At 66.7% G+C, this 24,139-nt stretch carries 21 protein-coding genes; 5 read left to right on the top strand and 16 right to left on the bottom strand.

The window, feature by feature from the left end; genetic code table 11:
* Positions 1–10: 10 nt before the first annotated feature.
* Positions 11–1,201, bottom strand: coding sequence for an extracellular solute-binding protein (locus tag AB6806_RS01085; RefSeq protein WP_142020311.1), 1,191 nt, complete (start codon positions 1,199–1,201; stop codon positions 11–13).
* A gap of 162 nt (positions 1,202–1,363) precedes the next feature.
* On the opposite strand from AB6806_RS01085, the gene AB6806_RS01080 reads away from it, so the two are divergent.
* Together AB6806_RS01080 and uxuA are read left to right on the top strand one after the other, a co-directional pair.
* A complete protein-coding gene (locus tag AB6806_RS01080) occupies positions 1,364–2,059 on the top strand; it encodes a GntR family transcriptional regulator (protein ID WP_038361506.1) in 696 nt (231 codons plus the stop codon).
* Positions 2,060–2,111: 52 nt separating this feature from the next.
* The gene (uxuA, locus tag AB6806_RS01075) at positions 2,112–3,308 is read left to right on the top strand and encodes a mannonate dehydratase (protein WP_142020310.1); all 1,197 of its coding nucleotides are present in this window, start codon (positions 2,112–2,114) and stop codon (positions 3,306–3,308) included.
* Between the two features lie 82 nt (positions 3,309–3,390).
* Here the strand turns inward: uxuA and AB6806_RS01070 are convergent, their stop codons facing one another.
* The 14 genes from AB6806_RS01070 to AB6806_RS01005 form a co-directional block, all read right to left on the bottom strand.
* Positions 3,391–3,975 carry a HupE/UreJ family protein gene (locus AB6806_RS01070; protein ID WP_370953929.1) on the bottom strand — a complete coding sequence of 195 codons (585 nt, stop codon included), beginning with the start codon at positions 3,973–3,975 and terminating at the stop codon, positions 3,391–3,393.
* A 10-nt stretch (positions 3,976–3,985) separates the two neighbouring features.
* Positions 3,986–4,618, bottom strand: a complete 633-nt coding sequence (ureG, locus tag AB6806_RS01065; RefSeq protein WP_038361500.1) for an urease accessory protein UreG — start codon at positions 4,616–4,618, stop codon at positions 3,986–3,988.
* Positions 4,615–5,289, bottom strand: a complete 675-nt coding sequence (locus tag AB6806_RS01060; protein WP_142020309.1) for an urease accessory protein UreF — start codon at positions 5,287–5,289, stop codon at positions 4,615–4,617. The genes ureG and AB6806_RS01060 overlap by 4 nt, the downstream gene beginning before the upstream one ends.
* Positions 5,290–5,300: 11 nt before the next feature.
* On the bottom strand, positions 5,301–6,044 hold the full coding sequence (locus AB6806_RS01055; RefSeq protein WP_142020308.1) for an urease accessory protein UreE: 744 nt from the start codon (positions 6,042–6,044) through the stop codon (positions 5,301–5,303).
* A 101-nt stretch (positions 6,045–6,145) separates the two neighbouring features.
* Positions 6,146–7,186, bottom strand: a complete 1,041-nt coding sequence (locus AB6806_RS01050; protein ID WP_142020307.1) for an ABC transporter substrate-binding protein — start codon at positions 7,184–7,186, stop codon at positions 6,146–6,148.
* 206 nt (positions 7,187–7,392) lie between these two features.
* A complete protein-coding gene (gene ureC / locus AB6806_RS01045) occupies positions 7,393–9,129 on the bottom strand; it encodes an urease subunit alpha (protein WP_142020306.1) in 1,737 nt (578 codons plus the stop codon).
* A gap of 96 nt (positions 9,130–9,225) precedes the next feature.
* Positions 9,226–10,149, bottom strand: a complete 924-nt coding sequence (locus AB6806_RS01040; protein ID WP_370953927.1) for a DUF1003 domain-containing protein — start codon at positions 10,147–10,149, stop codon at positions 9,226–9,228.
* Complete coding sequence (locus AB6806_RS01035; RefSeq protein WP_142020305.1) at positions 10,146–10,766, bottom strand: urease subunit gamma; 621 nt, start codon at positions 10,764–10,766, stop codon at positions 10,146–10,148. Before AB6806_RS01035 ends, AB6806_RS01040 begins: the two co-directional genes overlap by 4 nt.
* Entirely contained in the window at positions 10,763–11,089 is a 327-nt protein-coding gene (locus tag AB6806_RS01030) for a hypothetical protein (RefSeq protein ID WP_142020304.1), read from the bottom strand. The genes AB6806_RS01035 and AB6806_RS01030 overlap by 4 nt, the downstream gene beginning before the upstream one ends.
* A gap of 10 nt (positions 11,090–11,099) precedes the next feature.
* Complete coding sequence (locus tag AB6806_RS01025) at positions 11,100–11,948, bottom strand: urease accessory protein UreD (RefSeq protein WP_370953926.1); 849 nt, start codon at positions 11,946–11,948, stop codon at positions 11,100–11,102.
* Between the two features lie 111 nt (positions 11,949–12,059).
* Positions 12,060–12,968 (bottom strand): PfkB family carbohydrate kinase, encoded by a 909-nt coding sequence (locus AB6806_RS01020; RefSeq protein WP_142020302.1) that lies wholly within the window; start codon positions 12,966–12,968, stop codon positions 12,060–12,062.
* The gene (locus tag AB6806_RS01015) at positions 12,958–13,368 is read right to left on the bottom strand and encodes a type II toxin-antitoxin system VapC family toxin (RefSeq protein ID WP_142020301.1); all 411 of its coding nucleotides are present in this window, start codon (positions 13,366–13,368) and stop codon (positions 12,958–12,960) included. Before AB6806_RS01015 ends, AB6806_RS01020 begins: the two co-directional genes overlap by 11 nt.
* Positions 13,368–13,613 carry a type II toxin-antitoxin system VapB family antitoxin gene (locus AB6806_RS01010; protein WP_038362486.1) on the bottom strand — a complete coding sequence of 82 codons (246 nt, stop codon included), beginning with the start codon at positions 13,611–13,613 and terminating at the stop codon, positions 13,368–13,370. Before AB6806_RS01010 ends, AB6806_RS01015 begins: the two co-directional genes overlap by 1 nt.
* 67 nt (positions 13,614–13,680) lie before the next feature.
* Positions 13,681–14,130 (bottom strand): VOC family protein, encoded by a 450-nt coding sequence (locus tag AB6806_RS01005; protein ID WP_142020300.1) that lies wholly within the window; start codon positions 14,128–14,130, stop codon positions 13,681–13,683.
* Positions 14,131–14,222: 92 nt separating this feature from the next.
* Here AB6806_RS01005 and AB6806_RS01000 point away from each other — a divergent pair, with 92 nt between their 5' ends.
* The 3 genes from AB6806_RS01000 to AB6806_RS00990 all read left to right on the top strand — a co-directional run bounded on the left by AB6806_RS01000 (position 14,223) and on the right by AB6806_RS00990 (position 21,126).
* Entirely contained in the window at positions 14,223–15,668 is a 1,446-nt protein-coding gene (locus AB6806_RS01000) for a cation diffusion facilitator family transporter (RefSeq protein WP_038361470.1), read from the top strand.
* 182 nt (positions 15,669–15,850) lie between these two features.
* Complete coding sequence (gene pepN, locus AB6806_RS00995; RefSeq protein ID WP_142020299.1) at positions 15,851–18,496, top strand: aminopeptidase N; 2,646 nt, start codon at positions 15,851–15,853, stop codon at positions 18,494–18,496.
* A 419-nt stretch (positions 18,497–18,915) separates the two neighbouring features.
* A complete protein-coding gene (locus AB6806_RS00990; RefSeq protein ID WP_248311135.1) occupies positions 18,916–21,126 on the top strand; it encodes a PAS domain-containing sensor histidine kinase in 2,211 nt (736 codons plus the stop codon).
* Between the two features lie 49 nt (positions 21,127–21,175).
* Here the strand turns inward: AB6806_RS00990 and AB6806_RS00985 are convergent, their stop codons facing one another.
* Positions 21,176–24,127, bottom strand: a complete 2,952-nt coding sequence (locus tag AB6806_RS00985; protein WP_142020298.1) for a bifunctional [glutamine synthetase] adenylyltransferase/[glutamine synthetase]-adenylyl-L-tyrosine phosphorylase — start codon at positions 24,125–24,127, stop codon at positions 21,176–21,178.
* Positions 24,128–24,139: the final 12 nt, after the last annotated feature.

Raw genomic sequence — 24,139 nt, 5'->3', positions numbered from 1 at the left:
AGTCCGTGGCCTACTTCTTCTTGGCGCCGCCGACCTGCTCGTCCCAGATCCGGAAGGCGATGACCATCTTGTCGGGATTGAGCGGGGTTTCCATCGGGTTGTCGGCGATCAGCTTGTCGTATTCGGGCCGGCCGTATTCCTTGATCGCCTTCTGGCTCGTTTCCGGCGCCATCGAGAGCGGCACGTCCTTCACCGCCGGACCCGGATAGAAATAGCCTTCGTCATAGGTATAGGCCTGCTGCTCCGGCGTGAGCATGTGGCGGACCAGATCGAGCAACACGGCGAGCTTCTCGTCGGAGACGCCCTTCGGGATCATCATGTACTGGGCGTCGGTCACCCAGTGGAAACCCTTCAGCGTCTGGACCTTGGCTTCCTTGGGCACGATGCCGAGGACGCGCGGGTTGATGTCCCAGCCCGTGGTGCTGACGATGATGTCGCGCGTGCCGTCGCCGAGCTCCTTCATCGTCTGGCCGGTGCCGCCGGGGTAGTACTCGATGTTCTCGCCCAGCTCCTTGAGATAGGCCCAGGTCTTGTCCCAGCCCTTCTCGGGATCCTTCGGATCCTTGTCGCCGAGGATGTAGGGCAGGCCCATGAGCCAGGTGCGGCCGGGGCCGGAATTGGCCGGGCGTCCGTAGAAGAAGCGGTTCTTGTTCTGCTTGGTCCAGGCCAGCAATTCCTCGGCCGTGGTCGGCGGGGTCTTGACCCGGTCGGGCATGTATTCGAGCAGCGGCCCGGACGGGTAGTAGACCATCGCCATGCCCTGCCCCTGGCCGAGATTGTGCATCGCGAGAGCCGGCGCGAGGTAGATGTCCTCGGGCTTCGGCAGCTCAGCCGCGAAGCGTGGCAGCAATTCGACCCACAGCTTCTGCTCGATGCCGGCCGACAGCACGTCCAGGCCACCGATGACCATGTCGATGTCAACGCGGCCGGCGCTCTGCTGAGCCTTGATCTTCGACGGCAACTCGGGAGCCGGAGCCTTGGTGAAGACCATGCGCGAAGCGAGCTTGGGCTTCATCTTGGGGAAGTTTTCCATCGGCGTCTGGACCAGCGCCAGAGCGCCGCCGACATCGATGACACTGATCGTGACCGGCGATGCCGGCAGCTTGAGCTGCTGCGCAAAGGCGCCGGGCGCCTGGGCGGCAAGGCCGAGACCGGCGACACCGCCGATGAAATGACGCCTGTTGATGCTGTCGTAAGCCATGGTTTCTCCTCCAGATGCGGATTTCCGCTTCTTTTGACGGATGCTTGTTCTGATGTTCCGGCCGCCGCCCACCGGAACCCGTTGTTCAATCCGCCGACTGTGCGATTGACGCAGCGCCGGATTACTCGGTATCCTAGTATACTAGTCGATAAGAGCTTGGCAATGGCCCACCCAGCAACGCGGCACAGCACAGATCAGATCTACAGCGTGCTGCGCACCGACGTCATCAGCGGCGTGCTGAAGCCGCGCGAGGCGATGTCCGAGGCGCGCATGGCGCTGCGCTTCGGGGTCAGCCGCACGCCAGTGCGCGAGGCGTTCAAGCGCCTGGTCGACGAGGGCTTCCTGGTGGCGGTGCCGCAGGTCGGCACCTTCGTCGCGCCGATCGACCTCGCAGCCGTCCATGACAGCCAGTTCGTGCGCGAGACGCTGGAATGCCGCACCGTCGTGCTCGCCGCCGAGCGCATCGGCGATGCCGACCGCCGCCGGCTCGAAGAACAGATCGAGGAGCAGGCGGAAGCCGTGCGGCGGCAGGATCGGCCGGAGATTTTCCGCCTCGACGAGGTGTTCCACGCCGAAATATCGCGCATCGCCGGCCACAGCGCGGTCTGGAGCATGATCGAGGGCGTGAAGGCGCAGATGGACCGGGTGCGCTGCCTCTCGCTGGAAACGCCCTCCTGGTCGAGCGTGATCCTGCAGGAGCACCGGATCATCGCCGCGCATATCATCAAGCACGACGCCGCAGGCGCCGAGGCGGCGATGCGGGCGCATCTGCGCACCGTCTTCGCCACGATCGACGCGATCGCGAAGGACCATGCCGACGCCTTCGACGATTCCAGGCTTGTCCACGAGGCGAGCTGAGACGCGGCGCCCACCACCCGACGACACCATACCTCCCAAAGGATATTAGACCATGGAACAATGCTGGCGCTGGTTCGGCCCGGACGACGTCGTGACTCTGGCGCAGGCCAGGCAGGCCGGGGCGACAGGCATCGTCAACTCGCTGCACCAGATCCCCTATGGCGTGGTCTGGAGCGTCGAGGAGATCGAGAAGCGCCAGGCGATCGTTCGCGGCGACAGGAGCCTCGGCCTCGAATGGAAGGTGGTCGAGAGCCTACCGATCCATGAAAGCGTCAAGATCGGCGAGGGCGACCTCGAAACCGTCTTCGAGAACTACCGCCAGTCGATGCGCAACCTCGCCGCCTGCGGGCTTCAGGTGATCTGCTACAACTTCATGCCGGTGCTGGACTGGACGCGCACGCAGCTCGCCGAGCCGCTGCCCGGCGGCGGCACGGCGCTGCGCTTCAATCTGCACGAATATGTCGCGCTCGATCACTTCATGCTGAAGCGCAAGGGCGCCGACGAGGGCCATTCCGCCGAGGTGATGGACAAGGCCAGGGCCTGGTTCGAGCGCTCGACGGAAGCGGATCGCGACCGGCTGCTCTCCAGCGTGATGGCGGGACTGCCCGGCGCCTTCGACCGCTACGACCTACCCGGCCTCGCCCGCATCCTCGAGCGCTATGCCGGCATGACGCATGACAAGCTCAGGGCCAATCTCAAGCGCTTCCTGGAGGCGATCATCCCGACCGCCGAGGAGGTCGGCATCCGCATGTGCATCCATCCGGACGACCCGCCGCGCCCGCTCTTCGGCCTGCCGCGCATCTGCTCGGACGAGGACGACATCGCCTGGATCCTCGGTACGGTCGATTCCCCGGCGAACGGGCTGACGCTCTGCTCCGGCTCGCTCGGCGCCAATCCGAAGAACGACGTGCCGGCGATCGCGCGCCGCTTCGCCGACAAGGTCTGGTTCGCGCATCTGCGCAACGTCGCGAAGGATCCGGACGGGTCCTTCATGGAGGCCGAGCATCTCGGCGGCGACACCGACATGGTCGCGCTGGTCGATGCGCTGATGGCCGAGGAGAAGCGCCGCAAGGCCGCCGGCCTGCCGCATTGGCGCATCCCGATGCGCCCCGACCACGGCCACGAGCTGCTCGACGATGTCGGCAAGGGCAGCTTCCCCGGCTATCCGGCCGTGGGGCGGCTGCGTGGATTGGCGGAACTGCGCGGCGTGATGACCGCGCTGGCGCAGGTCAAGGGCTACGACGCCTGAGCCGGGACCGGCCGCCGCAGCCAGAGACAACAAAAAGGGCGGGCCTCGTGCCCGCCCTTTCCTTTTTTGGGATGACCTTGTTTCAGCCGGCGAGGAAGGCGATTCCGGCGACGGCCATCGCCCCACCGGCAAAGCGGGCCAGGCGCGGCGCATAGCGCGCGATCTGTGCGGCGAGAACCAGCCCGACGCCATGCAGCGCCGCGGTCGCCACAACGAAGCCGGCGGCATAGCTCAGCCCGCTCGCATCCTCCGGCAGTTCCGCGCCATGGGCATGGCCATGGAAGATCGCGAATGCAGCGCAGATCGCGACACCGGCCGCCAGCGGCGGCGTCAGGTTGAAGGCGATGGCGAGGCCGAGCGCCACGACCGAGACGCCGATCCCGATCTCGACGCCGGGCAAGGCTGCGCCCGTCATGCCCCAGATGCCGGCGAGAACCATGGTGACGACGAAAGCGGCGGGATAGGCGAAACGCGCCTTGCCGCCGACCAGCCCGGCCCAGAGGCCGACCGCGACCATGGCGGTGAGATGGTCCAGCCCGAACAGCGGATGGGTCAGCCCCGCCGTGAAGCCATGCACGGAGCCGACGCCGGTATGGGCCATGGCGCTACCAGCAAAGAGCGTCGCCGCCGCAGCAAGCACCAGCCGCTCGATCATCTTCGTGTTCATCCGCCTCTCCTCACGCCGCCGAAGCCGGCTTCAGGCCGCCGGCCATCTCGATGAAATCGATCACCGCGTCGACGCCCTCGCCGGCACGGGTATTGGTGAAGACGAAGGGGCGTTTGCCCCGCATCGTCCGGGAATCGCGCTCCATGACGCCGAGATCGGCGCCGACATGCGGCGCGAGATCGGTCTTGTTGATGACGAGCAGGTCGGAGCGGGTGATGCCGGGCCCACCCTTGCGCGGGATCTTCTCGCCGGCGGCGACGTCGATGACGTAGATCGTCAGATCCGCCAGTTCGGGCGAGAAGGTCGCGGCGAGGTTATCGCCACCGGATTCGATCAGGATCAGATCGAGCGCCGGGAACTTGCCGCGCATCTCGGCGACCGCCGCGAGGTTGATCGAGCAATCCTCGCGGATCGCGGTATGCGGGCAGCCGCCGGTCTCGACGCCCATGATCCGCTCCTCGGGCAGCGCGCCGGCGACCGTCAGCAGCCGCGCATCCTCCTTGGTATAGATGTCATTGGTGATGGCGCAGAGGTCGTAGGCGCCGCGCATGCGCTTGCACAGCACCTCCATCAGCGCCGTCTTGCCGGAGCCGACCGGGCCGCCGATGCCGACGCGCAAAGGGCCATGGGGGGAGCGGGTCATGAGCGGAAAAGCCTCGAATACTGGGTTTCGTGACGCAAGCTGGCGATGTCGGAGCGCAGCGCGCAGCCGCCGAGATCGTCGAGCGTCGCGCGCTCGGCCCCGGCCGCCGCCTCATGCAAGGCCGGGACCAAGGCGGCAGTGACCCTCTGCCCATCGGTCTGACCGACGATGCCCAGCCGCACCGACGCCGAGACGAGATTGGCGACGAAGGCGAGGCTGTAGGCCTCGAGGCAAGGAGCCAGAGGCAGGGCGTGACCGGCGCTGGCGACCGCCACGGCGACCGGATAGGCGACATCGCCATCCCAGGTCTCGCCGAGCCGGCCGATGGCTTCGCAAGGCCAGGACGCCTTCACCGCCGCGACGAAGGCATTGCCCTGCGTCACCGTTTCCAGCCTTCGCTCGGCGGAGTTGGCGAGCGCGAGCGCGAGCTCCGCGACCTCGCGCAACGCTCCCGTGTCCTTCTCCTGCGCGGCGTGAAAAGCGGCCGCGAAGAGAATCAGGTCGTTATGCAGCGAGCCGTGACGGACCAGCGCGTCGAGCCAGTCGCGCAGGGTTTCCGCGTCGTGCAGGTCGCCGGCCTCGAAGGCCCATTCCAGCCCGTGCGAATAGGCGAAGGCGCCGACCGGGAAGGACGGCGACAGCCAGACCATCAGGGGCAGATGGGCCGACATGCCCTGCCGGCTCAGCGGTCGTGCGAATGGCCCTTATGGCCATGCTCGGCGCCGTGGCGGTGGCCGTGGTCGTGATGCTCATGATCGTGATGGTCGTGGCCGCAGCCGCAGGCATCGCCATGGGCGTGATGGTGCTCATGGCCGTGGGCATGCTTGTGATCATGCGCGTGTTCTTTGCCATGCGCATGTTCCTGGCCATGCGCGTGCTCATGGCCATGCTTGTGGTCGTGGCCATGGCCATGATGATGGTGATCGTGACCGTGGTGATCATGCCCGCAGCCGCAGGCGTCATCATGGGCGTGATCGTGGCCGTGAGCATGGTCGTGGTCGTAGGCGCCGCGCTCGGGCTGGAAGGGGCGTTCCACCGTCGTCATCGCACAGCCCTGCCCGCGCACCATCTCGGCCAGGACGTGGTCGTTCTCGATGTAGATCGCGTCGGCGGTGATCTCGGCCGGGGTATGGCGGTTGCCGATATGCCAGGCGACGCGCATCAGCCGCAGCGGGTTCTCGGCGCGGATCTCCAGCAGGCTCTGCGGTGCGGCCTTGATCTGGACAAGGCTCCCGTCCTCCAGCTTCACGGCGTCGCCATCAGCCAGCACCGTGGCCTTGTCGAGATCGAGCAGGACATCGAGCCCGCCATCGGCCTTGAGGGCAAGGCGGCGGCGATTGCGGTCGTCATGGTCGAGGGTGAGCGTGTCGACGACGCGCTCGGCCCGGACGGCGGCCTTGCGAACGACGGAGGTGGCGCGAAGCATGTCTGATGATCCCTATGGGAAGCCGAAGCTCCCGAAGCCCTTGCCAAATTAGTAGCACGAACGCGTGTTCGTGCTACCAGGCTTTCAGGATCATCGCGGCGTTATCGCGGCAAGGTCTTGATCTCGGCGTCGAACTTCTTGAGCAGGCGCGAGCGCTCGGCCGGTGAGCCCCAGCGCGGCGTGTCGTAGTCGATCAGCTTGATCTCCGAGAACTTCGGTGCATCCGGCGAGAGCAGCGCATTCCTGTTCGAGGGGATCGAGTTGATCTTCAGCCTCGCATTGATGTTCTGGGCATCGGGCGACAGCGTGAAATCGACGAATTTGCGTGCGGCCTCCGGGTTCTTGCCGCCCTTGACGACCGAGACCGAGCCGGTCTCGTAGCCGGTGCCCTCGCAGGGTGCCACGGTCTCGATCGGCGCGCCCTGCAGCTTCTGCGTCAGCATGTCGTGGATGAAGGCGATGCCGACCGCCGTCTCGCCGAGCGCGGTCGCCTTCACCGGCGCGATGCCGGATTTGGTGTACTGGCTGATGTTCTTGTGCAGGCTCTTGAGGAACTCGAAGCCCTTCTCCTCGCCGAGGCGCTGCACCGTCGTCGCCAGGAAGACATAGGCCGTGCCCGAAGAGCTGGGATCGGCGATCTGCACCTCGTCGCGGAACGCCGCATCGAGCAGATCCGCCCAGCATTTGGGCGCAGCGATGCCGCGCTTCTTGAGAATATCGCTGTTGTAGCCGATGCCGAGCGCGCCGAGATAAATCGCATTGGTGCGGAATTTCGACTGCTCGGCATGGCGCTGCGCCCAATCATGCAGTTCCGGCAGCTTGGGCGATTTGTATTCGTCGAGCAGTCCCTCCTCGGCCGCTTGCAGATGCGGCTCGCCCGGCCCACCCCACCAGACATCGCCGCGAGGGTTGTTGGCTTCGGCCTTGACCTGGGCATAAACCTCGCCGGTGCTCTTTCTGATCATCGCGACCTTGATGCCGGTCGCCTTCTCGAACATTGCCGCGCCCTCGCGGCATTGTTCCTCCAGGATCGAGCAATAGACCGTGACCTGTCCCTGCGCAAAGGCAGGCCGTTGAGGCGAGACCACGACGGCAGCAGCGAGCGCCAGCGCGCTCAAGGTCGTGAAGTGGAAACGCGTCATCCTGTCCTCCCGAGGCAAATTCTTTTGCCGACGAAAAGACTGGCATGGTCGAACCAAGTCAAGAGCAGGCACTGGCGGCAACCATGCCGCGCGTCATGCTCGGGCTTGCCCCGCGCATCTTTCGCCAAAGGAGGCTCCCGCGGCCTGACGGTCCGGAGATTCTCGGATCTGCGCTTCGCTTCGCCCGAGAATGACGGCCTTATTTATCAGAACAGGAAGTAGCGCTGCGCCAGCGGCAGTTCCTTCGCGGGCTCGCAGACCAGCAATTCGCCATCCGCGACCACCGCATAGGTTTCCGGATCGATCTGGATGTCCGGCGTGGCGTCGTTGTGGATCATGCTCTTCTTGGAGATGCCGCCACGGGTGTTCTCGACCGCGACCATCTCCTTGTCCGTGCCGAGCCTGTTCCGCAGCCCGTTGGCGATGGCCGCCTGCGAGACGAAGAGCAGCGAGGTCGAGGTCACGGCCTTGCCGAAGGCGCCGAACATCGGCTGGTAATGCACCGGTTGGGGCGTTGGGATCGAGGCGTTGGGGTCCCCCATCGGAGCGGCCGCGATCATGCCGCCCTTGATGATGAGATCGGGCTTGGTGGCGAAGAAGGCCGGCGACCAGATGACGAGGTCGGCGAGCTTGCCCACCTCGATCGACCCGATATGTCTGGATATGCCATGGGCGATGGCGGGGTTGATCGTGTATTTCGCGACATAGCGCTTGGCGCGGAAATTGTCGGCGCCGGTCCCGGCGTCCTCCGCCAGCGCCCCGCGCTGGACCTTCATCTTGTGCGCGGTCTGCCAGGTGCGGGTGATGACCTCGCCGACGCGGCCCATGGCCTGCGAATCCGAAGACATCATCGAGAGCGCGCCGAGATCGTGCAGGATGTCCTCGGCCGCGATGGTCTCCTTGCGAATGCGGCTCTCGGCGAAGGCGAGATCCTCGGGGATCGAGGGCGACAGGTGATGGCAGACCATCAGCATGTCGAGATGCTCGTCGAGCGTATTGACCGTGAAGGGCCGCGTCGGATTGGTCGAGGAAGGCAGGACGTTGGGCAGCCCCGCCACCTTCATGATGTCGGGTGCATGGCCGCCGCCCGCCCCTTCCGTGTGGAAGGCGTGGATGGTGCGACCCTTGAAGGCCTTGATGGTGTCCTCGACGAAGCCGGATTCGTTCAGCGTGTCGGTGTGGATCATCACCTGCACGTCATAGTCGTCGGCGACGGAAAGGCAGTTGTCGATCGCGGCGGGCGTCGTGCCCCAGTCCTCGTGCAGCTTCATGGCGCAGGCGCCGGCCTCGATCATCTCGACCAGCGCGCCGGGCAGCGCCGCGTTGCCCTTGCCGGCGAAGGCGAGGTTCATCGGGAAGGCGTCGGCGGCCTTGATCATCTGGCCGAGATGCCAGGGGCCGGGGGTGCAGGTCGTCGCCAGCGTGCCATGGGCCGGGCCAGTGCCGCCGCCCAGCATGGTGGTGAGCCCGCTCATCAGCGCGTGCTCGATCTGCTGCGGGCAGATGTAGTGGATATGGCTGTCGAAGCCGCCGGCCGTGACGATCTTGCCCTCGCCCGCGATGACCTCGGTGCCGGGGCCGACGATGATCGTCTCGCTCGGATCGAAATTGCCGAAGCCGGCCTGGATATCGGGGTTTCCGGCCTTGCCGATCGCGACGATGCGCCCGCCGACAATGCCGATATCGGCCTTCACGATGCCCCAATGGTCGAGGATCAGCGCGTTGGTGATGACGGTGTCGACCGCGCCATCGGCGTTCCTGACCTGCGACTGGCCCATGCCGTCGCGGATGACCTTGCCGCCGCCGAACTTCACCTCCTCGCCATAGGTGGTGAAATCCTTCTCGACCTCGATCCACAGATCGGTGTCGCCGAGGCGCACCTTGTCGCCGGTGGTGGGGCCGAACATCGCGGCATAGGCGTTGCGCGGGAATGTGAAGGGCATGGGCTTAGCCTCGGGATCGGACAGAACCGTCGATGACGGGCGATGCAAGATTCGCCGCAACGGCCGGCATCGAAGACCGGCCGCCGGGCCTGAGACTCAGTTCTTGTGGGAAAAATCGGCCTCGGGGGGCGGCTCGGTCGCTTCCGCCTCGAGGGTCGGCTCGGCCGGCTTCGCCTTGGTCTTGGCCTTCGGCTTCTTGCGCGCCTTCTTGACCACGACCTTCGACCGCGCGGGCCGGGCCTGCTGGTCCTGCAGCATCTCGAGCTGGACCTGCTGGATCTCGGCGAGGCGCTGCCACTGCCGCGTGATCAGATGGTCCATTTTCTCGTGCAAATGGCGGATTTCGAGCTCGGCCTTGAGGTTGACCTGATAGTCGTTGGCCGAACGCAGGCGGTCCTTCGCCTCCTGCCGCTTCTGGCTCATCATGATGATCGGCGCCTGGATCGCGGCAATGCAGGACAGCACGAGGTTCAGGAGGATGAAGGGATAGCTGTCGAAGGCCCTGTTTTCGCCGAGCAGGACGTTCAGGGCCATCCAGCCGAACAGCACCACGCCGAAGCTGATGAGGAAGGCCCAGGAGCCGCCGAAGCTCGCCAAAGCGTCCGAGAACTTCTCGCCCAGCGTGCGATGCTCCTCGAAATCGTCCTCGACGTTCTCGGCGATGGTTTCCTGCCGGGCGATGCTTTCGGCAACCTCTCGGTCGAGGTCTGAATATTCGCCGTGCTCCTCGCGCAGGATCTCCTCGACATAGCGCGTGCGGTAGCGCGCCAGCTCCTTCAGGCTGATCAGCGCATGGTCTGACAGATCGGGGAAATCGGCGCGGATATGCTCGACCAGCGCCGGGCGCAGCGTGCCGATCTCGACCAGATTCTTGCGGGCCGTCTCCTGCCCGCTGATCGCGCAGATTCCGCGCTTCTTGCCGATCTGGGCCGCCGTCGGCGCCATATCCGCGAATGGCGGCGACACCGGCGGAATATCGAGCCCCGACATATCGTGCTTGTGGTCCGGCTGATCGCTCACAGTTTTCCCATCACATCCTGGCGGAAACCATAGACCTCGCGCTTGCCGGCAAGCGCCACCAGCCTGACCTCGCGGGTCTGGCCAGGTTCGAAGCGCACCGCCGTGCCGGCGGGAATGTCGAGCCGGAAGCCCCGCGCCCTGTCGCGCTCGAAAGCGAGCGCCGGATTGGCCTCGAAGAAATGGTAGTGCGAGCCGATCTGGATCGGCCGGTCGCCCGTGTTCGCGACCGTCAGCGTCAGGCTCTCGCGGCCCTCGTTCATGACGAGGTCGCCAGGCAGCGTCACGACCTCGCCGGGCTTCAGCCGGCCGGCCGAACCGCGGACCGGCTCATGCACCGTGACGAGCTTGGTGCCGTCGGGAAAGGTCGCCTCGATCTGCACGTCGTGGATCAATTCGGCGATGCCGTCCATGACCTGATCGGCCGTGATCACATGCGCGCCGGCCTCCATCAGCTCGGCGACGGATCTGCCGTCGCGCGCACCCTCGACGACGAAGTCGGTGATGAGTGCGACGGCTTCGGGATAGTTCAACTTGACGCCGCGCTCGAGTCGTCGCCGTGCGACCATGGCCGCCATGGCAACGAGCAACTTGTCCTTTTCGCGCGGCGTCAGATTCATGATTTTACCTTCTCGTCTCCAGCGGCTTCATCGTCCTCCGAATCGTCCTCGGAGTCTTCCTCTTCGTCCTCATCGGCTTCGTCCTCGTCATCTTCGTGGTCGAGGTCGAGATATTCGTAACCGAAGACGATCTCGCCGGTCTGGGGGTCGAAGACGCTGACGGAGGAATCCTCGAAAGCCTCGATCAGCATCTCGGCATCGTGCGGCCCGTCGACGTCGAAGCGGCGCAGCGCATCCTCGCCCTCGGCCCTGATGACGAGCTCGATCGACCAGCTCCGGCCGGCGGTGTCGTAGATGCACTTCAAACCCTGGATCGGCAGCATGCGGCTCTCCTTAGGTTGACCAGGTGCGCGGCAGCGCACGACCGGTCAGATGCCCGAGCAGCGTGACGAGCACACGACGCAAGGGCGCGGCCTCGGGAGAGACGAGGCGGATGACGAGAAGCTCGGAGACGATGCCGGCCCCGCCCTCGACATCGGCAGCCTCCGACAGGCAGGCGCGCGCCGCCTCCAGAAGCGCCGCGAGACCGGGGCCAGCGACGAGCAGCGTGGCGGCGGCGCGGGCGCCGGCGCCGATGGCCGGGCGCGCCAGCAACTGCGCCATCGGGCCCTCCAGCCGCATATCCTCGGCCAAGACGAGGCGCCCGCCGCGCCGCACCCGCCAGCGATCCCGCAAGGCGCCGCGCTCGACCGTCTCGCCCATGGCGCTGCGGCCGAAGAAGACGGATTCGCAAGCGACCAGCCGGGCGTCGGCGGCGAGTTCGATCGACAGGCTGCGGCTGAGGCGGGCGCCGGAGAACAGGATGCTCTCCTGCGGGATCCAGGCGAGGCTCGCGCCCTCCCCGACCGACAGCATTGTCTCGATGCGGGTTTCCGCGCCCTGGCTACGATAGATTTTCTCGGCGGCTTGCGTGGCGATGACGGCGTCGCCGCCGGCCTCGAGCACGGCCTCGACCCGCATGCGGTCGCCGCCGGCCATGCCGCCGCCGGTATTGATCAGCACCGCCTCGCAAGCGTCGTCGAAGGTGTCGGGAAAACGGGCCCGATAGCCGCCGGATTCAGCCAAAGCGAGCCTTTGCGTACGGGTTCCGGTTCGGCCGAAGCGCAGCCGCACCCCGCCATCCGCACGGACATAGGCCGGCAGTGTCAGATCGACAGCGGCAGGAACGGACGGTGCGAACATCGGGACTCCAGCAACGCAGCCGCCTATCTTCCGCCTGCCTTATTGTTGGGCAAGTCCTCCACCAATCCCGTTCGCCTCAATTTCAGGCAGGGATTGAGCACGGATTGGGCATCAACTTTCCCCGGCCAGGAAGCGCTCCACCTCGTCCCGGCTCGGCGCGCCATCGCGGCCACCGAAGCGGGTGCATTTGATGGCAGCCGCGGCCGATGCGAAACGGATCGCGGCCACCTCGTCGCGGCCTTCCGCCAGCGCCAGCGCGAAGGCGCCATGCCAGACATCGCCAGCCCCCAGCGTATCGACGGTCTCGACCGCGAAGGCCGGGCTGTGGCGGATTTCGCCGTCCCAGTGGAGCACGCCCTCCTTGCCGAGCGTTACCGCGAGCCAGCTCGGCGCGCCCTGCGCCATCCTGGCGAGGCCGAGACGAGGGTCCTCCTCACCCGATATCTCGCGCAAGGCCTGCTGGCTGAAGGCGACATGGCTCGCCGTCGCGACGAGATCGGGGTGGGGCGGCCTGCGGTCGCCGTCGAGGACGCCCGGCACGCCGGCCTGGCGCGCCAGCTTCAGGGCCGCGAGAGCCCCCTCTCCCCAGCGCGTATCGGCAAGCACCGCGCCAGCGCCCTCCGGAAGGCTGCGCGGCAGCCAGCCGGCATCCTCCGGCATCGCCGGATCGGAATGGGAGATCACCATGCGCTCGCCCTGCGCATCGATCAGGATGGCCGAAACCGGCGAGGTCAGGCCGGCGACACGGCGCGCGAAAGCGGTGTCGACGCCCTCGGCGTTCAGGTCGGCGACGATGCGGTCGCCGGTGAAATCATCGGCGAGGCGCGTCGCCAGCCAGCAGGCCCCGCCGAGGCGCGCGATGGCGACCGAGGCATTGCCGGCGCAGCCGCCACCGACCACGGCGAGACCGCGCGAGCGGTATTTCTCGCCCCGCGTCGGCATGGTCTCGACGCTGTAGACATAGTCGAGCGTCGCGATGCCCAGGCAGAAGACGCCGGCGCGCGCGGGTTCAGGAGCCAAAGCGCTGACCTTCGATATCGGTGTGGATGAAGTCGTCGCCCTTGTAGGCAAGCTTGAGGCTCGCCGCGCGAGCCGAAGCGTAGGCGAAGCAGTCACCCATGTTCAGACGCGCGGGATGGCCCGTCGAATGATGATAAAGGCCAGCACAATGATGTGCGATCCGGCCGACCTCCGCATCGATCGCGGCAACACGGACGTTCGCATCCTCCATGAAGGCCTGAACCACCCGATACCCGTCATCGATGCTGAAGCGCTTCACCGCCGCAAGACGGGTCGACGCCTCGAACATCGCAAGCGGCGAGGTGACCAGTTCGTTCTCGTCGAACAGAGCCTCCCTGATCGCAACGGCCTCCGCCTCCTCGAGCAGATTGGCCACGATGACCGATGCATCCAGAAACATCAGGCGTCGCCATATTCGCGGTCGAAGAATTCCTTATGCGTCAAGCCGTCATCGACCGTTGGATAGGCGGCCAGCTTCTCCTGCGCCTTGCGGGTCGCCTCTTCGATTTGTCGGCGCCTCTCGTCGCGACGCTTCAATTCGCGCTCGACGGCCATGCCGATCGCGGCCTGCAAGCTGATGCCGTCACGCTCGGCGAGCTCGCGGACCATGCGGTCGATCTTCGGGTCCCGGACAAGAATGCCCATCGGAGCCTCCATGATATCATCGGATGATATCATGGAGGCTATCACCCATCAAACGTCGGCTGACTCCTCACCAGCTCCCGGTGTTCGGCATGCTCGCCCAGGGCTCCGACGGCGGCTTGGGGTCGCCCTTCTGGAGCAATTCGATCGAAATGTTGTCGGGCGAGCGGATGAAGGCCATGTTGCCGTCGCGCGGCGGGCGGTTGATCGTGACCCCGGCCTTCATCAGCTTGTCACAGGTCGCGTAGATGTCGTCGACCTCATAGGCGAGATGGCCGAAATTGCGACCGCCCGTATAGGTTTCCGGATCCCAGTTATAGGTCAGTTCCAGCGTCGGGCGGCCACGCGAGGCGCCGGCCTTCGCCTCGGCCAGATCGTCGGAAGCGGCGAGGAAGACCAGGGTGAAGCGCCCCTTCTCGTTTTCGATCCGGCGGGTTTCGACCATGCCGAACTTGTTGACGTAGAAATCCAGCGCCTGATCGAGATCGGTCACGCGGACCATGGTGTGGAGATATCGCATCGTTCATCCTCGTTGAGCAGGAAGAGGGTTGATCCGTTCCCTCATTCGGGCAAGAGCTTCCGGGTTCCAAGGGGCGCCAAGCAGGACGAGCCATGACCACAACGCAAGACGGACCGGTGACGGCACCGCCTGAGCGCGCAACGCCTGCCCAGATCGCCCAGATCAAGCAGCGTGCGGCAATCCTCTCGGTGATGGCAACCATTCTGCTCACCGCGGCGAAGATCGTCGGCGCCATTCTCTCCGGCTCGCTCGCCTTGCTCACCGACGCGTTGCAAGGGCTGATCGATGTCGGCTCGACGCTGTTCACCTGGTTCGCCGTGCGCGCCTCCGACAAGCCGGCCGACGATGAGCATCATTACGGCCATGGCAAGGTCGAGGCGCTCGCCGCGCTGGTCGAGACCGCGATCCTGTTCACGCTCGCCGGCGCGATCCTCTGGGAGGCCGGCAACCGGCTGTGGAACAACCTGATCGAGCATGTCTCGGTGACGCCGCTCGTCATCGGCGTGCTGGTGCTGTCGATGACGGTCGATGCGATCCGCTGGCGTTCGCTGACCAAGGTCGCCAGGGAAACCGGCAGCGAGGCGCTCGCCGGCGAGGCCACGCATTTCTCGGCCGATTTCGTCGGCTCGGCGCTGGTGCTGGTCGGACTCATCGGCGTCTGGTACGGCTTCGAGCGGGCCGACACCGTCGCCGCCTTCGCCATCGCGGCCTATACGGCCTACTCGGCCTTTCGCCTCGCCCGGCGCGTTCTGGACACGCTGATGGACACGGCGCCGGAAGGCGTGAGCGAGAAATTGCGCGAGGCCGCGCGCGGCGTGCCGGGCGTGGTGGGGATCAACTGGCTCAGGGTCCGCCCGGCCGGCGGGCGCATCCATGGCGAGATCGGCATCGGCGTTTCGCGCACGCTGCCGCTCGAGCGCGTCACCGCGATCAAGGCCCAGCTTTCCAACGCCCTGGTGCAGGTCGAACCGGGCTCCGAGATCACCATCACCGCCGATCCGGTGCAGGTCGACGACGAGACGGCGCTGGAGCGGGTGCTCCTGATCGCGCTCAAGCTCAAGATCCCGGTCCATCACGTCACCGTTCACAGCATCGGCGACAAGCTCTCGGTCAGCCTCGATATGGAGGTGGACCAGAGCCTGCCGCTCAGCGACGCGCATGAGATCGCAACGCGGCTGGAAAGCGCCATCCGGGCCGAATTCGGCGGCGAGACCGAGGTCGAAACCCATATCGAGCCGATGGAGACCGGCCAGCCCGCCGGCCACAACGCCGCCTGGGAGACGGTCGAGGATATCGGCAAGGCGCTGGCGAGTGAGGCAACGAAGCTCGCCGGGCCGATCCACGACATCCACAGCGTGCGCGTGCGGCAGACAGCGAAGGGGCTGGTGGTGAACTATCATTGCCGCGTCGACCCGGCGCTCGACGTCGCCGCTGTGCATGACGCCGTCGACGCGATCGAGCGTGCCGTGCGGATCGCGCGGCCGCAGGTCTGCCGGCTGGTCAGCCATGCCGAGCCGGCGGTTTCGCCGGTGGCGTGAAGCGCTCCCGCCGTCATTCTCGGGCGGAGCGCGGCGCAGATCCGAGAATCTCCGGTCGAAAAGGGCACGGGAGGCCATTTCGTCACGAGATGCTCGGGTCAAGCCCGAGCATGACGGCCGTGTTTCCATCCCAAGCCGGCATGCTCTAGAAACACTCCCTGACCTCCGCCATCAGGGTTTCCATGCGTACCGAAGATGCTCCGCTGATCCGCCTCGAGGATTACCGCCCGTCCGACTGGCTGATCGACACGGTCGATCTCGACATCGGCCTGCACCCGACGAAAACGCGGATCCGCTCGCTTTTGGCCTTGCGCCCGAATCCGACCGGGCAAACCGACGCACCGCTGGTACTGGACGGCGACGAACTCGTCCTGAAAACGATCAGCCTCGACGGCACGCCGCTGGACGCTTCTGCCTATACGGCCACGCCGCAGACGCTGACGCTCCACGCGCCGCCGCGGGGCGGCTTCACCCTGACCGTCGAGACCGAGACCGACCCTTCCGCGAATACCAAGCTGATGGGGCTCTACCGTTCCTCCAAGGTTTACTGCACACAGTGCGAGGCGGATGGCTTCCGCCGCATCACCTATTTCCTCGACCGGCCGGACGTGATGAGCGTCTATACGGTCCGGCTGGAGGCGGCGAAGGCAGAGGCGCCCGTGCTGCTCTCCAACGGCAACCTCGTCGCCACCGGCGAGGTGCCGGGCAGCGACCGGCATTTCGCGATGTGGCACGACCCGCATCCCAAGCCGGCCTATCTCTTCGCGCTGGTCGGCGGGGCGCTCGACCATGTCCGGCAGGATTACGTCACCGCCGACGGCCACAAGGTCGAGCTCGCCGTCTATGTCGAGCCCGGCAAGGCCGATCGCGCCGGCTGGGCTCTGGATTCGCTCGTGCGCTGCATGCGCTGGGACGAGCAGGTCTTCGGCCGCAACTACGATCTCGACGTGTTCAACGTCGTCGCCGTGTCGGATTTCAACATGGGGGCGATGGAGAACAAGGGCCTCAACATCTTCAACGACAAATACGTCCTGGCCGATCCGCAGACCGCGACCGACGGCGACTACGCCTCGATCGAGGCGATCATCGCGCATGAGTATTTCCACAACTGGACCGGCAACCGCGTCACCTGCCGCGACTGGTTCCAGCTCTGCCTGAAGGAAGGACTCACCGTCTTCCGCGACCAGGAATTCTCTTCCGACGAGCGCTCGCGTCCGGTGAAGCGCATCGCCGATGTCCGCACGCTGCGCTCGACCCAGTTCTCGGAGGATGCCGGCCCCCTCGCCCATCCGGTGCGGCCGCGCGCCTACAAGGAAATCAACAACTTCTACACGCCGACGGTCTACGAGAAGGGCGCGGAGGTCATCCGCATGCTCAAGGTGCTGATCGGCGACGACGCCTTCAAGCGCGGCATGGACCTCTATTTCGAGCGCTGCGACGGCACCGCGGCGACGATCGAGGAATTCCTGGCCTGCTTCGCCGAGACCTCCGGCCAGAACCTCGACCATTTCGCCAGGTGGTACGAGCAGGCGGGCACGCCGACTATCGTCGCCTCCGGCCGTTACGACGCCGCGGCGCAGCGCTATACGCTCGACCTGGCACAGAGCACGCCGCCGACGCCGGGCCAGAGCGAGAAGCAGCCGATGGTGCTGCCGATCAAGCTCGGGCTGGTCGGCAGCCAGGGCGACCTGCCGCTCAAGACGCAGTCCAATGCCTATACCGGGGACGGACTTGTCATCCTCGACGGCCCCTCGCTCTCGATCAGCTTCGACGGCATCGCCGAGCCGCCGATCCCCTCGCTGCTGCGCGGCTTCTCCGCGCCGGCGCGGCTGGAGCTCGACCTCTCGGACGCCGATCTCATCAGGCAATTCTCGGCCGACAGCGATTCCTTCAACCGCTGGCAGGCCTTGCAGAGCATCGCGACGCGCGCTCTCGTCACCGCCGGCAGGCCGGGCACCGACTCTGGCACGCTCCCCGCAACCGCCGCCGAACTCGGCCGGGCGCTCGACGGCTTCCTGCAGGCGGATGCGCTGGCGGACCCTGCCTTCGCGGCGCAGGTGCTGCGCCTGCCGGCGCCGGCCGACATCGCCCGCGAGATCGGCAGGGATGTCGATCCGGATGCGATCTTCGCCGCCCACCGCGCCCTGTCGACCGCCATCGGGACAACGCTGCTGCCGCGGCTGCCCGGCTTGCGGCAAGCCCTGGCGACGAAAGGCCCCTACAAGGCGGATGCCGCCTCGGCAGGCCGGCGCGCGCTGCGCAACGAACTGCTCGGGCTTACCGCGCTGGCGGCGCCGGAGGACGGCGCGGCGCTGTGCGAGCAGCAATTCGAGACGGGCGACAACCTGACCGACCGGCTGGCGGCGATGGCCGCGATGACGCTGATCCCCGGCGAGCGGCGCGAGCAGCTCGTCACACGCTTCGCGCAAGCCTATGCGGGCGAGCCGCTGGTCCTCGACAAGTGGCTGATGGCGCAGGCCCTGATCGCCGAGCCGGAGACGCTGGAGCGGGTGAAGCGCCTGATGCAGCACCCGGCCTTCTCGCTCGGCAACCCGAACCGCGTGCGCGCGCTGATCGGCGGCTTCGCTGCCAACCTGACCCAGTTCAACCGGGCCGATGGCGAGGGCTACGGCTTCGTCGCCGACATCGTCGTGGCGCTGGACCGGACGAACCCGCAGGTCGCCTCGCGCCTGCTCGGCTCGTTCAAGAGCTGGCGCATGCTGGAACCTGGCCGCCGGCGCCTGGCGCAGGAGGCACTCGGCATGGTGGCGCGCACGCCGAACCTGTCGCGCGACGTCTCCGACATCGCCGAAAGGGCGTTGGCGTAAAAGGGCTCCGTCATGCTCGGGCTTGACCCGAGCATCCCTTAAACCGGAGTGCTCTGGAACGCGCGTTGTCTGGTCCCGTACTTCTCGGGTGTGTGCTTCGCTCCACCCGAGAATGACGCCTTGGCGAGTCGTTAACGACGCCTCGCCCAAAAGGTTAACGTTCGATTACCCGCACAAGATTCATTCGCATATTCGCCACAACCAGAAGGCGAATTCTGCTGCCTTGACTCAACTCAGAGCTAGACAAATCGAGTCGCGCAGATTCAACTGACGGTGATTCGCGGGGATGCGGCACGTCTCCCGATCTTACTGTCGGTAAAGTATCCGAAGGGGGACCGGGCATGTCGCGTGCCAACGCGGAGTGCGCATCTGCGCGCGCCGATACGATTCTGGGTGTAGCACGGTCGCTGACCCATCCGTTGTATCAGCGTTTCGAGAGCTTCGAGCCCACCTTCCGCACGGCGATCCCCGTGCTCGTCGGCCTCTTCATCGTCATCCTCAGCGCCGGCGCCGCCATCCAGACGGCGGCCCTGCGCGACGACGCGCTGATCAACGCCACGGGCGAGATGGAGGTGATCTCGGCACTGATCGCCCGCGAGCTCGACAACGGCACGCAATCCGGCAAGGAGCCGACCGCCGTTCTCGCGACGATCGCCTCGAAGCACCTCGCCCCCCATGGCCGCATCGTCCATGTCAGCGGCGCCGACGGCCGCGTCCTCGCCAGCGAACCCGCGATCGGCCAGACGCCGCGCACACTGGTCGACTTCCTCGGCCAGGCCCAGCCGCTCACCGTGTTCGGCGACCGCGCCGGCGTGATGCGCATCACCCCGCCCGGCGGCCCCGAGGTCCTCGCCATCGTCCGCAACCTCGCAGGCCCGCTCGGGCAGGTGGCGGTGCTCCAACCCGTCTCGCGCGCCCTCTCGATCTGGCAGGACCGGCGCAACAGCCTCACCATCCTCTTCGGCTCCGCCGGCCTCGTCCTGGCGATGACGACGCTCGCCTTCATGCTGCAGTCGAAGCGCGCCAGCGCCGCCGATCAGGATTGCGACTGCGTGCGCGAGCGCATCGACACCGCGCTCAATCGCGGCCATTGCGGCCTGTGGGACTGGGACCTCGCGCGCGGCCGCATCTACTGGTCGGATTCGATGTACGCCCTGCTCGGCTACGACCGCCGCGGCGAATACATGTCCTTCGGCGAGGTGATGAGCTTCATCCATCACGAGGATGTCGATCTCTACGCCCTGGCCGATGCGATCAGCCGCGGCGAGACCAGCCATATCGACCAGGATTTCCGGGTCCGCAACGTCCATGGCGAGTGGATCTGGCTGAAGGCCCGCGCCGAGCTCGTCGTCGATCGCCGCACCCACTCGCATCATCTCGTTGGCATCGTCGTCGACATCTCCGAGCAGCGCCGCATGGCCGAGCGCACCGCCACCGCCGATGCCCGCCTGCGCGACGCGGTCGAGGCGATCTCGGAAGCCTTCGTGCTTTGGGATTCGGAAAACCGGATCGTGCTCTGCAACGCGAAATACCAGCAGCTCCACCAGCTCTCGCCCGAGGCGCTGCAACCCGGCACCAGCCATGACGAGATCATGGCGATGAGCGCCCAGCCCCATATCGACCGCGAGCCGATGCGCGCGCAGCGCGGCGCGGCCTCCTACGAAGCCCGCCTTTCCGATGGGCGCTGGCTGCAGATCAACGGGCGGCGCACCAAGGATGGCGGCTCGGTCTCGGTCGGCACCGACATCACCAAGCTCAAGCAGCAGGAAGAGCGGCTGACGCAGTCCGAGCACCAGCTCCTGATGCATGTCACCGACCTCAAGGCCTCGCGCCAGAAGCTGGAAGCGCAGGCCCAGCAGCTCGCCGACCTCGCCGAGCGCTATCTGGAGCAGAAGGCCGCGGCCGAGAGCGCCAACCGCGCCAAGTCCGAATTCCTCGCCAATATGAGCCATGAGCTGCGCACGCCGCTCAACGCCATCATCGGCTTCTCCGAGATCATGGAGAACGAGATGTTCGGCCCGCTCTGCGACAAATATACCGACTATGTCCGCGACATCCGCTCCAGCGGCGGTTATCTGCTCGGGATCATCGACGATGTCCTCGACATGTCGCGCATCGAATCCGGCAAGATGCGGCTGGAGCGCAGCGAGATTTCGCTCGGCCCGGTGCTCGACGAGGCCATCCGCAAGGTCCAGCCGGAACTGGAGCGCAAGCAGCTCTCCTTCACCCTCGAAGGACCGACCGCCACCCATATCGACGCCGATCCGCACGCGCTCTACCAGATCCTCGGCAATTTGCTCGACAACGCCGTCAAGTTCACGCCGGAAGGCGGGCGCATCGCGGTGCGCACCCGCCATGTGCCGGGCGCCCTCAACATCTTCATCGAGGATACCGGCATCGGCATCCCCAAAGAGAAGATCGACCGGGTCGGCCGCCCCTTCGAGCAGGTCGAGGGCGATCTGGTGCGCAGCTACAAGGGCTCGGGCCTTGGACTTGCCATCGCCCGCTCGCTCACGGAACTGCATGGCGGCTCGCTCAGGCTGCGCTCCGCCATCGGCGCGGGCACCATCGTGATGGTCCACCTGCCGCTCGACGGCGGGGTCGGGCGGGTCACGGCGCAGGCGGCGTAGGTCACCTCATTCCTGGGTATGCCGCAGGCGCGAGCCCGAGAATGACGCCTTAGGCCCGCGCCTGCCCCAGCACACGGGTGAAGATGGCCCGGACGCCGCCCCTCACCTCATCCAGCTCCGCCTTGAGCACCTTGGCATCCGGCCGCCCGACGGCCGTCGCGATCCGCCGCAGCACGCGGGCCGGCACGGCCTTGGGGTCGAAGGCTTCCTCGACCGTGAAGCGCTGCCAGAGCTGAACGTCGCCGATCAGGCGATGCGCCTCCAGCAGGGCCGAGGCATCGGCCTCCGAAAGCAATCCCGCAGCACGCGCGGCTGCGAAGACGGACGCCGTATCGTTGACGATCAGCGATGGATGCTCGCTGGCATAGGCGAGCAGCAGGAACTGGGCGAGGAAGTCGAGATCGGTGATGCCGCCGGCGGCGAGCTTCAGATCCCAGGGGTCCTTCTCGCCCTTTTCCCTGGCGATCAGCGCCCGCATCTCGGCGACGGCGGCCGCGACCTTGGCAGGCTCGCGCTTGCGGGAGAGGATCGCGCGGATCGAGGCTTCGGCGCGCCTTGCCAATCCGGCATCGCCGGCGACGACGCGGGCGCGCGTCAGCGCCATCTCCTCCCAGATCTCGGCCTCGCCCCTATGATAGCTCTCGAAACCGGCGAACTGGGTCGCAGCCGGGCTCTTGTTGCCGGTCGGGCGCAGGCGCATGTCGACCTGATAGAGCGTGCCGCGCCGCGTCGGCACGGTCAGCGCCGCGACGAGGCGCTGGGTGAAACGGACATGCCAGGTCACCGGATCGAGGCTCCTGGCGCCGTCGCTTGGCCCGGCATCGTCCGGCCGGTCGTATAGCAGGATCAGATCGAGATCGGATGAGGGCGTCAGTTCGCCCGCGCCGAGCCGTCCAAGCCCGAGCACGACAGTCTCGGCTCCTTCGATCACCCCGTGATCCGCCGCAAAGGCCGTGCGCGTATCGGCAAAGGCGACGCGCAGGCAGGCTTCCGCCACGGCGCAATAGGCCTGCCCCGCCCCTTGCGCCGGGTAGACGCCGGAAAGAAGCCGCGCGCCGACCAGGAAATTCTCCTGCCGCGCCGCGTCGCGCAAACGGTCGAGCCCGTCCTCGACGCTGGGCGGCGGCGAGCCGACATAGTTGCGGATGCGCCCTTCCAGCGCCGCGACATCGACCACCGCCTGACCGAAGGCCGGATCGATGACGCCGTCCAGAACATGCGGGTGCAAAGCCGCGACCTTGGCGAGACGTGGTGCGCTGCCGAGGATTTCCGCGAAAAGCGTCAGCAGGGAATCATGCGAGCGCAATAGCGTCAGCAGCTCGATGGCCGCCGGCATCCGGACGAAGGCGTTGTCGAGATGGGCGAGCGCACCATCGGGATCGGCAGTGCGGCCGAGCGCGACCAGCAGGGCCGGCGTGAGCTCCGTCAGCACCTCGCGGGCGCGGGCGCTGGTGACGGCCGGGCGACGGCCGAAATGCCAGCCGCGCACCGTCTCGGCCGCGGTCAGGGCATCGCGGAAGCCGAGCTTGCCCAGCGTGGTCATGGTCTCCGGATCGGGCTCCGAGCCGGTGAAGCTCAGCGTGCCGGCTTCGGCGGCAAGACTCGGCCCCTCCTCGAACAACAGGGCGTAGTGCCCCTCGATGCGCTTCGCATGAGCGGTCAGCGCCTTGCCGAAGGCCGCGGCATTGGCATAGCCGCAGAAGCGGGCGAAGGCGTCGAGCTCGCCGGCGGCCTTGGGCAAGGTCTGGGTCTGCTCGTCGTCACGCATCTGCAGACGGTGCTCGACGGTGCGCAGCCAGCGATAGGATTCCGAGAGCTCATCGCGCGCCTGCGGCGTGATCCAGCCTTCGTTCGTCAATTCCCCGAGCATGTCGAGCGTGCGCGGGCCGCGCAGAGCCGGGCGTCGGCCGCCGAAGACGAGCTGCTGGGTCTGGACGAAGAACTCGATCTCGCGGATGCCGCCGCGGCCGAGCTTCACATTGTGACCGGCGACGGCGATGGTCTCGTGGCCCTTCACCGTCTGGATCTGGCGCTTCATCGCATGGATGTCGGCGATGGTCGCGAAGTCGAAATATTTGCGCCAGATGAAGGGGGCGAGATCGCCAAGGAAGCGCTGGCCGAGCGCGATGTCGCCGGCGATGGGCCGCGCCTTGATCATGGCGGCGCGTTCCCAGTTCTGGCCGACCGTCTCGTAATAGGAATAGGCCGAGGGCAGCGAGACGGCGACATGGGTCGAGGCAGGGTCCGGCCTCAGGCGCAGATCGACGCGGAAGACATAACCGTCCGGCGTGCGCTCCTGGATGATGCGGGCGATCTGCTGAGTGATCTTGACGAAGAAACTCGACGGCTCGCCCACGCCGGCCGCCTCCGCCGCCTCGGGATCGAAGAACACGACGATGTCGATGTCGGAGGAGTAGTTCAGCTCGCCGGCGCCGTGCTTGCCGAGCGCCAGGACGACGAGGCCGGAACCGAGACCGGGATTGGCGGGATCGGCGAGGTTGATCCGGCCGAGATCGGCGGCCTGACGCAGGACGTGGTCGGTGGCGAGTTTCGTGGCCATGTCGGCGGTGGCGGTCAGCGCCGCCGTCACCGTCTCAACGTCCCAGACGCCGCCGATATCGGCGAGCGCGATCAGCAGCGCCATGGCGCGGCGGAAGCGGCGTAACTCTCGCATCAGATCGGCCGTCTCGCAGCCGCCCGCACCGAATGCGGCCATGCCGGCGAGAAGCATGTCGCGACGCGCCTCCGGCGCTTCCGTCAAACTGGCGAGCAGGCCGGCGGGATCGAAGCGCATCACCTGGGTGAGGAAGGGGGAATGGGCGAGGATACCCGCCACCAGCGCCACCGAGCGCGGATGAGCGGCGAAATGCGCCTGCAGGGCTTCCGCCGCCGCTTCGTCATGGAGGCGCTCGATCAGCTCGCGCGCGAGCAGCGTCTCGGCCTTGGCCTTCGCCGGCAGGACCGGCGCCGCCTCCAGCCTGTCACAGAGCTGCCCCGTCATATCCACGCACTC

The organism is Allobosea sp. RCC_152_1 (assembly GCF_041360765.1).
In the GTDB taxonomy this organism is placed as follows: Bacteria; Pseudomonadota; Alphaproteobacteria; order Rhizobiales; family Beijerinckiaceae; genus Allobosea; species Allobosea spartocytisi.
Note: the sequence above shows the minus strand (reverse complement) of the source record. Positions and strands in the feature narration are given on the sequence as shown.

What these genes read in the sequence shown, in the direction of transcription:
- ureG (WP_038361500.1), bottom strand. Translation starts at nt 4,618, where the DNA reads ATGACCCGCTCCCCCCATGGCCCTTTGCGCGTCGGCATCGGCGGCCCG.
- AB6806_RS01055 (WP_142020308.1), bottom strand. Translation starts at nt 6,044, where the DNA reads ATGCTTCGCGCCACCTCCGTCGTTCGCAAGGCCGCCGTCCGGGCCGAG.
- AB6806_RS01030 (WP_142020304.1), bottom strand. Translation starts at nt 11,089, where the DNA reads ATGCTGCCGATCCAGGGTTTGAAGTGCATCTACGACACCGCCGGCCGG.
- uxuA (WP_142020310.1), top strand. Translation starts at nt 2,112, where the DNA reads ATGGAACAATGCTGGCGCTGGTTCGGCCCGGACGACGTCGTGACTCTG.
- ureC (WP_142020306.1), bottom strand. Translation starts at nt 9,129, where the DNA reads ATGCCCTTCACATTCCCGCGCAACGCCTATGCCGCGATGTTCGGCCCC.
- AB6806_RS01010 (WP_038362486.1), bottom strand. Translation starts at nt 13,613, where the DNA reads ATGGGCATTCTTGTCCGGGACCCGAAGATCGACCGCATGGTCCGCGAG.
- AB6806_RS01050 (WP_142020307.1), bottom strand. Translation starts at nt 7,186, where the DNA reads ATGACGCGTTTCCACTTCACGACCTTGAGCGCGCTGGCGCTCGCTGCT.
- AB6806_RS01035 (WP_142020305.1), bottom strand. Translation starts at nt 10,766, where the DNA reads ATGAATCTGACGCCGCGCGAAAAGGACAAGTTGCTCGTTGCCATGGCG.
- AB6806_RS01015 (WP_142020301.1), bottom strand. Translation starts at nt 13,368, where the DNA reads ATGTTTCTGGATGCATCGGTCATCGTGGCCAATCTGCTCGAGGAGGCG.
- AB6806_RS01085 (WP_142020311.1), bottom strand. Translation starts at nt 1,201, where the DNA reads ATGGCTTACGACAGCATCAACAGGCGTCATTTCATCGGCGGTGTCGCC.
- AB6806_RS01005 (WP_142020300.1), bottom strand. Translation starts at nt 14,130, where the DNA reads ATGCGATATCTCCACACCATGGTCCGCGTGACCGATCTCGATCAGGCG.
- AB6806_RS01060 (WP_142020309.1), bottom strand. Translation starts at nt 5,289, where the DNA reads ATGTCGGCCCATCTGCCCCTGATGGTCTGGCTGTCGCCGTCCTTCCCG.
- AB6806_RS01070 (WP_370953929.1), bottom strand. Translation starts at nt 3,975, where the DNA reads ATGAACACGAAGATGATCGAGCGGCTGGTGCTTGCTGCGGCGGCGACG.
- AB6806_RS01080 (WP_038361506.1), top strand. Translation starts at nt 1,364, where the DNA reads ATGGCCCACCCAGCAACGCGGCACAGCACAGATCAGATCTACAGCGTG.
- pepN (WP_142020299.1), top strand. Translation starts at nt 15,851, where the DNA reads ATGCGTACCGAAGATGCTCCGCTGATCCGCCTCGAGGATTACCGCCCG.
- AB6806_RS01000 (WP_038361470.1), top strand. Translation starts at nt 14,223, where the DNA reads ATGACCACAACGCAAGACGGACCGGTGACGGCACCGCCTGAGCGCGCA.
- AB6806_RS01025 (WP_370953926.1), bottom strand. Translation starts at nt 11,948, where the DNA reads ATGTTCGCACCGTCCGTTCCTGCCGCTGTCGATCTGACACTGCCGGCC.
- AB6806_RS00985 (WP_142020298.1), bottom strand. Translation starts at nt 24,127, where the DNA reads ATGACGGGGCAGCTCTGTGACAGGCTGGAGGCGGCGCCGGTCCTGCCG.